Below are 9,230 nucleotides of genomic sequence, written 5' to 3'. Positions count from 1 at the left end.
GATATTATTAGTTATACTATTAGACATAGGTAAGGTACTTCCTTTCTGGTTTTTGTGGTTATTAACTAGAGGATTTACCTTACCTTTTTTATTTATACTTATTTACACAAACTATTGTACGTCATCCAACCCAGACTAGCATGTGCCCAAAATTGAGAAGGATGCACCCAATTCAATGCAGCATGAGCCCAAAGCTCAGAAGGATGCACCCAACCCAGGCTAGCATGTGCCCAAAATTGAGAAGGATGCACCCAGCCCAGGACAGCATGTGCCCAAAATTGAGAAGGATGCACCCAATTCAATGCAGTATGAGCCCAAAACCAAGAAGGATGATCCCAATCCAGGCTAGCATGTGCCCAAAACCGAGAAGGATGATCCCAATCCAGGCTAGCATGTGCCTAAAATTGACAAGGATGCACCCAATCCAATGCAGCATGCGCCCAAAACCGAAAAGGATGCACCCAGCCCAGGCTAGCATGTGCCTAAATTGAGAAGGATGCACCCAACCCAGACTAGCATGTGCCCAAAACCGAGAAGGATGCTCCCTAATCAAAAAATAATCCACCCGATTCCAATAGGTCATCTGCCCATAATTGCTGTTATACAGCTTTCAAAGTGATAAAGAAAAAAGATTCTAGATCGTAATCTAAAATCTCTTTCACTATTTCATTATCTACTTTATAGCTGCTTCTAAGGCAATTTCCATCATTTCATTAAATGTTGTCTGACGTTCTTCAGCAGTTGTTTCTTCGCCAGTAATGATGTGATCGGAAACTGTCAGTACAGATAGTGCTTGGCGGTCAAATTTAGCGGCAAGCGTATATAATGCAGTTGTTTCCATTTCAATAGCTAGTACTTTATATTTAGCAAGTAAGGCATTTACTTCTTCCGCATTATCACGATAGAAGGTGTCACTAGTAAATACATTTCCTACGCGGATATTCATTCCTTTTTCGGTTCCTACTTCATATGCTTTTCGTAATAAATCGAAATCGGCAAGTGGTGCATAATCAATGCCATTAAAGATCAGCTGGTTCATTCTAGAATCTGTTGTGGAACCTTGTGCTAAAATAACATCACGAACTTTTACATCTTTCTGAATGGCACCACATGTACCTACTCGAATTAATTTTTGTACATCATAACTCTGAATTAATTCATTTACATAAATCGAGATAGATGGAACACCCATTCCTGTTCCCTGAACCGATATTTTTTCACCTTTATAAGTACCAGTATAGCCATACATTCCGCGAACTTGGTTATATTGCGATACTCCTTCTAGGAATGTCTCAGCAATATATTTTGCTCTTAGCGGGTCTCCTGGTAGTAGTATTTTATCAGCAATTTCTCCTTGCTTAGCTCCAATATGTACACTCATATGATTTCCTCCTAATGTAAGCTAGTTCTTTTCTAAAGTTATCATAACAGACTTCTAAAAACAAACAATTATCCATCTGCATTTTAGTTTTCATTCATTAAGAAATTAGTTATAATAGAGTTAGTTCAGTTATTCACGAATTATTTCTGTATAATTGAGGTAAAAGTACATAAAATTTGTACAAGTAAACTCTTGTTGGAAGGATGAAATGGAAATGAAAGAACAAACATTTAATATCACTGCAGATACAGGTGTACATGCACGCCCAGCTACATTATTAGTTAATAAAGCTGGTCAATATCAATCTGAAATTGAGTTAACTTATAATGATAAGACAGTTAATCTTAAGTCTATCATGGGTGTAATGTCACTTGGTATTCCTAAAGGTGCTGATATCAAAATCACAGCTAATGGTAGTGATGAAGAAGAAGCTATCCAAGGAATTTCTGAAGTAATTAAAGAAAACCTAGGTGAATAATGTAAAGGCTGTCTACGGTATTTGTTGACAGCCTTTTTGTTTAATAATATTTGCCAAGATAATAACTTTCTTCCACAACTTTAAGTGCTTTTAATGCCTCTTGATTATATGGAGTGTCTTTACTCTCTAGTTGTTTTCGATAAATTTCAACAGCAGATTGAAGTGATTCACCATACTCAGGCAGTTCATCTTCAAAAAGTTTAACAACACTTTTTAATACATTTACTTTTTCGAACTGAGCCAAAGCTTTTCGTTCATGAAATACGACATTTTCAACTTGTTTAGGATGATGTAAATCACCTTGCATTGGGTGTTTTAATACTGCTAGAACTTTAACCAAGTATTTATCATGTCTATCTTCGACTAGTTCTCCTACATAGATACCAGACTTATTTGGTGCTTGTACTATATCTCCAATTGTTAGCTCACTCATATATAAACCTCCCTAATATGTAATGTATCGATCCACTATTTATTCTGCCAAATTTATCACAAAATCGCGAACTATTAACTTCTTACTTTAATTGAAGGGTTTAAATTTGGTATACTGTTTAAAAGAAGGACGTGATAAGAATGATGCCGTTTTTATATTTTCCAGAAGATAAATCTGAATATATACCAGCCATTTTCATGTTAGCAATTATTATCATTGCAGCAGGTGTAGCACTTTATTTTTTTTACAAGAACTCCAAAAAACAGGAAAAGAAATTTGACCTGGAATATAAAAATCAATTGGAAAAACAAAATAAACCCAATTAGGTGACAGGGAGACCTGTCATTTTTTTTGTGATTTTTGAATGCACTCGGGAGTATGGATATAAATCATGTTTACCGTCATGATTTTTGCAAATACTATTCGTATTACGTAAAAAAGGAGTAGTGGAAATGCGATTCGTATTTGTATTCCTTTTACCATTATTATTGTTGACAGCTTGTCAAAGTAAAGAAGAAACTTCCAAAAGTGTGGAAATGTATAATACAACAGGTGATATGGTTGGAACTGCACAATTGTTAGAAGGTCCTGATGGTGTACAAGTTCAATTGAAGTTAGAAGGATTGACCCCCGGATTTCATGGTCTACATGTGCATGAGTATGCCAAATGTGAGGGACCTGATTTTAAAAGTGCTGGTAATCATTTAGATCCTGAAGGAAAAGAGCATGGATTAATGCATCCTATGGGTCCTCATTTAGGTGATATGCCAAATTTAGAAGCAGATGCTGGTGGACTTGTAGATGCAGATTTAATGATTCCTGGTGCAACATTGAAAGAAGGAAAAATGTCGCTTCTAAGAGGAGAAGGGACTGCATTAATTGTTACGGAAACGCAAGATGATGGTGTCTCACAACCTAGTGGAAACTCAGGCGCAAGAATTATTTGTGGTGAAATAAAATCGGGTAAGGGTAATGAAGCTACTGAATCACCAACCGATCCAACCGAATTTAATAAAAAGCAAGAAGAATAATGAAAAAGCGCGAGCATTCTCGCGCTTTCTTTGTCTAATTATTGTGTACCGCTTGAATAATACGATTAACACCTTCTTCAAGTGTTTCTCTTGGGCAAGCAATATTCATTCGCATATATTGTTTGCCTTCTTCACCATAATCTACTCCAGCGTTCAGTCCAACTTTTGCTTTTTCACTAAAGAATTTATTCAAGTTCTTCGCGTCTAATTTTAAAGAACTACAATCTATCCAAACTAGATATGTACCATCTGCATCCGTAACGCGTAAGTCGGTATGTTTTTCTAGTTTTTCTTTAACATAGGTATAATGGCTGTATAAGATATTACGTAATCCATCAAGCCACTCTTCCCCGTAGGTATATGCTGCTTCTAATGCTGTATTCCCCATGGTGTTCAACCCGTGGAATCCTTGTATAAGAAAATAATGTTCGAGTTTTTTACGCATTTCTTGGTTTGGTGTAATGGCATATGAGGCCTGAAGTCCCGCTAGATTAAAGGTCTTAGACGGGGACATACATGTAATACTGTTATTCGCAATATCATCGGATAAGGAAGCGATAGAAATATGTTGCTTATTAGGAAATGATAAGTCACTATGAATTTCATCAGAGATAATTAGTACATTATGTTCGAGACATAGTTCTGCCATTTTCTTTAATTCATCGCTTGTCCAAACTCGTCCGACTGGATTATGTGGGCTACAAAGAATAAAAGCTTTCACACCTTGCTTTAATTTTTCTTCAAAATCATCAAAATCAATGGTGTATCTGTTTTCCTCTAATACTAAAGGATTCTTCACTATAGTCCGGTTGTGGGCTTCAATAACTTTATAGAATGGTGTGTAAACAGGAGTTTGAATTAGAATGGTGTCTTCAGGTTCTGTTAAAGCCTGGATAGCCATATGTAGAGTAGTGACAACACCAGGACTAAAGGATAACCATTCGGATTTAATATTCCAATGATGTCTTTTAGAAATCCAATTAACAATGGAGGATTTAACACTGTCATCCACAATGGTATATCCATAAATACCGTGTTTAGCTCTGTCTATCAATGCTTGGTTTACTGCATCTGGAGCTTGAAAATCCATATCTGCAACCCACATAGGTAGGACATCTTCCGATTGGAAAAGATCTTTAACCATATCCCACTTCACAGAGCGAGTATTTTTTCTGTCATGTACTGTTTCAAAAATTTCCATAGTATAACCTCCTATTATTTTTCCACTTCTAGTATACCTTAAAAAAGGCAAAAAAAAGAGCAAAGCGTTAAATACGCCTTGCCTACAGGGGGAATACGAGAAAGTCTTACGATATTAGTTATACCCTGATACAATAAATATAAACATGTTTATTAAAACTTTTTTTCATTTCTTGAATTTTTTTAGATGGATGATGTACGAAACCAGTTGGAATAAGGGGGATGGCAGTGCACGTAGAACAGTTAGTACAATTACTAAAAGATAAAGATCTAGAAGCTTTCGAACAACTAATTGATAAATATAAAAGATTGGTGGAAAAAATCGCTTTTCAATATGGGATCGAACCAAATGAGATCACTGATGTAGTTCAAGAGGTCTTCTGTAACTTTTACCGGAAAATGGAACAATTGGAACCTGGGCAATTATCAGTATGGGTTTTCCAACAAAGTTTTCATAGCCTGAAAGATTATCATAATAAAGATGTAAGTAAAAAGGAAGATTTATCATCGATAGAAAGACGATATGGTTATTACATAGAGAATAAACGAGAAATGCTGTTGCAATATTGTCTTAGAGAGCTAGATAATAAATGGAAGCAACCTATAATCTTACACTACTTTCACAATCAAACTTTTGAGGAAATCTCTGTCATACTGAAGATAAAAGTGGATACTGTCAGATCTAGTTTGCAACGTGGGGGAGAATTGTTAAAAGAAAAATATGAAAAGATTCTTCATGAAGTGCTACAAGTAAATTCGTATGAGAAAGATCTAAGAGAATTATTAGGTGAGATAAATTACTACTATGAACGTTTACCTTCATTGGTAAACAAACAGGATATACTTATGAGGATAGAGAAAGTAAAAGCATCGCATAAATGGAAAAAATTACTTCCAACTGCGGTAGGGATTATTGGCTTGCTTCTTTTTTCCACTTTTACGGTTAAGTATATTCAGGATGAATCTGATAAACAAGCATTTCGAGAACAACAGGAAACAGAAGAAAGAGAGAATCAATCAGAAGCTGATAGTAATCCGGAGGTTCAGCAGGTTGAATTAGACCCAGAACTTGTTGCGTATTTGAATCAAGCAATAGAACAACTAGCAACAGAACTTGAAATGGAAGATGTTAATGGATTAATCTCAACCCAAATGATCGAAATGGTATTAAAGGATATGTTGCTGAATAATCCTGATCCTGATAATAGAGAATTTGTCCATAATCACCAGAAAGAGTTTATTGACATGGAATTAACACCCCCGTCAATTACAAAAGAGAATTTATTAAATCCAGACAAACGTGATGAGAAATTTATGACCTACTTGTATACCCTTTCGAAATATGAAGGTAATTTTCAAGATTACTTGGATAATCTTCTGTTAGAATTAAATATTCCTATTGAAGAATATGATTCAATAGTTTCCTCTCAGGACCATCTAACCAATTATGATGGGCCTGAAAAGTTGAAAGAACTTATACAAACCTTACAAAAACAGGGATATTACTTAACAAGAAATTCTGAATATGATAAAGTCACCGTTCAGATTGATTTTGTCCAGGTTAAAGAAAATGTAGAACAAGCCGGTTTCAACCCAGGCTACTTAAAATACTTGGATTTCACTATTGATTATGGGGATCAGTTTCACACAAAGGCTTGGGATGAACATGATGAAATATTACTAGAACTAGAATCTATTCTAGTGGATTATGGACATTTCTATTCTGAAACAATTAAGGAATACATTATTTCGGATATTAATACTAATCTTCATTATCTAATTTGGGGTAATACTAGACCTAAGCCGTTGCCTGAGGAAGATAGACAAGTATTTTATCAATTCCTTGAAGAAAATCCTGATTCAGTATTTTGGGATGTTTTTCATACAGCTGTACAGGAATATGAAGCGAGTGAGTGGATGGAGACCATTTACCCTCCTGATTTTACTTATATCAAAGCATTGTTTGATGAGAGGTTCGGTACTATTAAATTAGCAAACTTTGAACTTAATCGGCGTTGGCCAAAAGAAATGAATTCCATTGTTATATATAAAGAATTACAAGAAAACTTTGATCCATCACAATTAGTAGACTTAAGTCCATTAGAAGTGGTCTCATTATATGATTATGCAAGTGGGAAAGATGAGGGTAAAGTTTACAATTCGTTAAAGGCATTAAAAACCTTTCCGGAAGATACAGATTTGAATTTAATTGAGTTAAGGCGACATTCAAGTGAATATGTCTTTACGGAATATCCAAGTGAAAATAATGCAATAGTACATTTAGCTGACTGGAATCTTGAGCATGTTACCAGTGTTGAATTGATAAAAGATAATAATATATGGCAAGTTGCTTGGATTTATAAAAACAACTCCTCCAATTAATGGGGGAGTTGTTTTGCGTTTTTTCCATAGCTATCTAAGCATTAAGTCTTAATTAATTTTACAAATACTGTTACAATAGTTATAAACTTGTTTTAATTAAAAATAGTCTTACTTCTTGAAACTTTTATACAGATAGATACGTTACATATATGAGTAGGCGTGGTAAAAGGGGGATATTAATGCACGAGCAAGAGCTTGCAAAACGACTAAAAGATAGAGAACAAGCGGCTTTCGAATATTTAATTGATTATTATAAACCTAAGATAGAGAAGTTCGTGTTTCAATATGGGATTGAGCCTAACAGAATTTCAGAAGTTGTCAAAGAAGTCTTTGTGAATATTGGCCGTAAAACAGATAAATTTGAACAAGATACCATACATCCTATTATTCATCAGATAATGATTCAAACATTAAAGGAAGATGAGCGTAGACAGAAAAAAGTCCGAAAGGTTGCTGGAAATTTAAACGACTCCACTCAATACGGGTATTACTTTGAACGAGTAGAACATATCTCTAATCAAATGAATTTACGAGAAATGAGTAGCAAGTATAAGGTTCCACTAATTCTAAACTATTTCTTTGATAAATCAAAAGACGAAATTGCAACCATTCTTAAAACAAATGAAGTAAGCATGAATAAAATGTTACAACAGGGTGAAAAGTTACTATCGGATAAGTTTAATAAAATAGCAACCTCACAACAAGAAAGAACTCTTCATGATAGCTTAATGGAAATGCGATATGCCTTTCAAAGGCTTCCGGAGTTTACGGATAAACAAGAAGTGATGGTCAGCATTGACCAGGCTAGAAAGTCTCAAAAATGGAAAAAGCTAGTGCCGACAGTTGGTGCTGTGCTTGGTTTGTTCTTATTCGCATTACTTGGTCTAAACTATATTCAAGAACAAAAGGCTGAATTAAAAGCAGCGCAAGAGGAAGAGAAAGCAGCAAAGAGAGAAGCTGCAGAAGCGATAGCTACTACAGAACCTGATGAATATATTGAAGAATTAAATCCGGAAATTGTAGAATATATGGAACAAGCAATCGAAAACTTTGGAGCAGAGATTGGATTGGACGATGTGAATAGCTTTCCTGTTGTTCAGAGTGTAAGATCCATCATAGATGAGTTGAAACGCTCTCCTGATATGTTTGGTGGGGTAGACGACACAAAAAATTATATTGATATGATGTTAACATTACCTTCAGACATCGTTGAGAAACTAGAATCCCCATCCGCTGCAGAACCTTATTCTTTTATGGAAGTATTAGGCGTGTCTTTTATGTATGAGAGGGAATTTGAGGGTTATTTACAAAAACTAGTGACTTCAATCCCAGTAGATGAATATGAGCAAATCGTAGCATCGCAGGATAATCCTGTAGAATATACTGGATCTGAAGAAATTAAAAACTTTTTACGATTAATAAATGAACAAGGCTACGTAGTAAGTTTCGATCCTGGTTATAGCTATTTAATGGTCAAACTAGATATGAAGGAATTTAAGGAGAAATTAGCAGAAAAAGGTTATAGTGAAGCTTATTTAAGTTATGTGGATTATACGGTCAATCAATATTCGCTAGATTGGACGGATTGGGAAGTTGTAGCTGATACCTTACTGGAAATTGAATCCCTTATTAATCAATATGGTGATGACTATACTGAAGAATTTCAGGAGTACTTATATCATGATATGGTTAACTATCTAAATCAATATCTAAAAATATGGGATGGCCAAACAACAGTTTATGAAACAGAGAGAGAAGAATATTATCAGTTCCTAGAGAATAATCCAGATTCCATTTATTCGAATATTATCCGCAGTACTTTGAAAGATTGGGAAGAAAACGAATGGAAAAGAACAGAGGAGGATTATTTCTCAGTTGAAAAGCTTTGGTTTCAACTGGATGAACAATTCAAAAATGTTAAACTCGATGATATTGTCGAACTAAACCGCTGGCCGTTTACAGTAAATACTGGAGGACTCTACCGTGATTATAGCAGTAATTTAGATACTAACCTACTAAATGAATTAAATCCATTAGAAGTGGTCTCCTTATATGCCTATGCTTATGAGAAAGAGGATAGTAATACGTATAGTATGCTATATCATTCGATGAATATGGAACAGAATTTGGAAGTGGATTGGTTCAACATGAGGAATATAGGTAGTTATGGATTAACAGATTACACATCAGAAAACACCGCTACGGTTTACTTTGCTGAATGGGATAGAAATGTACTTGCATCTGTTGAGCTGATGAAAGAGGATGGTATTTGGAAAATAATGAAGTGAAACAATAAGACAGCTCTATCATTAAGAGCTGTCTTAT

At 34.9% G+C, this 9,230-nt stretch carries 9 protein-coding genes; 6 read left to right on the top strand and 3 right to left on the bottom strand.

The window, feature by feature from the left end:
* Positions 1–226: 226 nt before the first annotated feature.
* Positions 227–349, top strand: coding sequence for a hypothetical protein (locus BN999_RS20995; protein ID WP_255247427.1), 123 nt, complete (start codon positions 227–229; stop codon positions 347–349).
* Between the two features lie 324 nt (positions 350–673).
* On the opposite strand, the gene deoD is transcribed toward BN999_RS20995, so the two are convergent.
* Positions 674–1,381: a purine-nucleoside phosphorylase gene (gene deoD, locus BN999_RS08785; protein WP_096271011.1), complete on the bottom strand. Its 708-nt coding sequence runs from the start codon at positions 1,379–1,381 to the stop codon at positions 674–676.
* A 214-nt stretch (positions 1,382–1,595) separates the two neighbouring features.
* Here deoD and BN999_RS08780 point away from each other — a divergent pair, with 214 nt between their 5' ends.
* Complete coding sequence (locus BN999_RS08780) at positions 1,596–1,859, top strand: phosphocarrier protein HPr (RefSeq protein WP_096271102.1); 264 nt, start codon at positions 1,596–1,598, stop codon at positions 1,857–1,859.
* 40 nt (positions 1,860–1,899) lie between these two features.
* On the opposite strand, the gene kapB is transcribed toward BN999_RS08780, so the two are convergent.
* Positions 1,900–2,292: a sporulation phosphorelay system protein KapB gene (kapB, locus tag BN999_RS08775; protein WP_096271010.1), complete on the bottom strand. Its 393-nt coding sequence runs from the start codon at positions 2,290–2,292 to the stop codon at positions 1,900–1,902.
* Between the two features lie 140 nt (positions 2,293–2,432).
* On the opposite strand from kapB, the gene BN999_RS08770 reads away from it, so the two are divergent.
* On the top strand, positions 2,433–2,618 hold the full coding sequence (locus BN999_RS08770; RefSeq protein ID WP_096271009.1) for a hypothetical protein: 186 nt from the start codon (positions 2,433–2,435) through the stop codon (positions 2,616–2,618).
* Positions 2,619–2,744: 126 nt separating this feature from the next.
* A complete protein-coding gene (locus BN999_RS08765; RefSeq protein ID WP_096271008.1) occupies positions 2,745–3,323 on the top strand; it encodes a superoxide dismutase family protein in 579 nt (192 codons plus the stop codon).
* 34 nt (positions 3,324–3,357) lie between these two features.
* On the opposite strand, the gene BN999_RS08760 is transcribed toward BN999_RS08765, so the two are convergent.
* Entirely contained in the window at positions 3,358–4,524 is a 1,167-nt protein-coding gene (locus BN999_RS08760) for a MalY/PatB family protein (RefSeq protein ID WP_096271007.1), read from the bottom strand.
* A gap of 227 nt (positions 4,525–4,751) precedes the next feature.
* Between BN999_RS08760 and BN999_RS08755 the strand changes: the two genes are divergently transcribed.
* Complete coding sequence (locus BN999_RS08755) at positions 4,752–6,905, top strand: RNA polymerase sigma factor (RefSeq protein WP_217988469.1); 2,154 nt, start codon at positions 4,752–4,754, stop codon at positions 6,903–6,905.
* Positions 6,906–7,084: 179 nt separating this feature from the next.
* Positions 7,085–9,193: an RNA polymerase sigma factor gene (locus tag BN999_RS08750; RefSeq protein WP_096271005.1), complete on the top strand. Its 2,109-nt coding sequence runs from the start codon at positions 7,085–7,087 to the stop codon at positions 9,191–9,193.
* Positions 9,194–9,230 lie beyond the last annotated feature (37 nt).

This window comes from Paucisalibacillus globulus, from assembly GCF_900184735.1.
Classification (GTDB): domain Bacteria; phylum Bacillota; class Bacilli; order Bacillales; family Amphibacillaceae; genus Ornithinibacillus; species Ornithinibacillus globulus_B.
Note: the sequence above shows the minus strand (reverse complement) of the source record. Positions and strands in the feature narration are given on the sequence as shown.

What these genes read in the sequence shown, in the direction of transcription:
- deoD (WP_096271011.1), bottom strand. Translation starts at nt 1,381, where the DNA reads ATGAGTGTACATATTGGAGCTAAGCAAGGAGAAATTGCTGATAAAATA.
- BN999_RS08780 (WP_096271102.1), top strand. Translation starts at nt 1,596, where the DNA reads ATGAAAGAACAAACATTTAATATCACTGCAGATACAGGTGTACATGCA.
- kapB (WP_096271010.1), bottom strand. Translation starts at nt 2,292, where the DNA reads ATGAGTGAGCTAACAATTGGAGATATAGTACAAGCACCAAATAAGTCT.
- BN999_RS08770 (WP_096271009.1), top strand. Translation starts at nt 2,433, where the DNA reads ATGATGCCGTTTTTATATTTTCCAGAAGATAAATCTGAATATATACCA.
- BN999_RS08765 (WP_096271008.1), top strand. Translation starts at nt 2,745, where the DNA reads ATGCGATTCGTATTTGTATTCCTTTTACCATTATTATTGTTGACAGCT.
- BN999_RS08760 (WP_096271007.1), bottom strand. Translation starts at nt 4,524, where the DNA reads ATGGAAATTTTTGAAACAGTACATGACAGAAAAAATACTCGCTCTGTG.
- BN999_RS08750 (WP_096271005.1), top strand. Translation starts at nt 7,085, where the DNA reads ATGCACGAGCAAGAGCTTGCAAAACGACTAAAAGATAGAGAACAAGCG.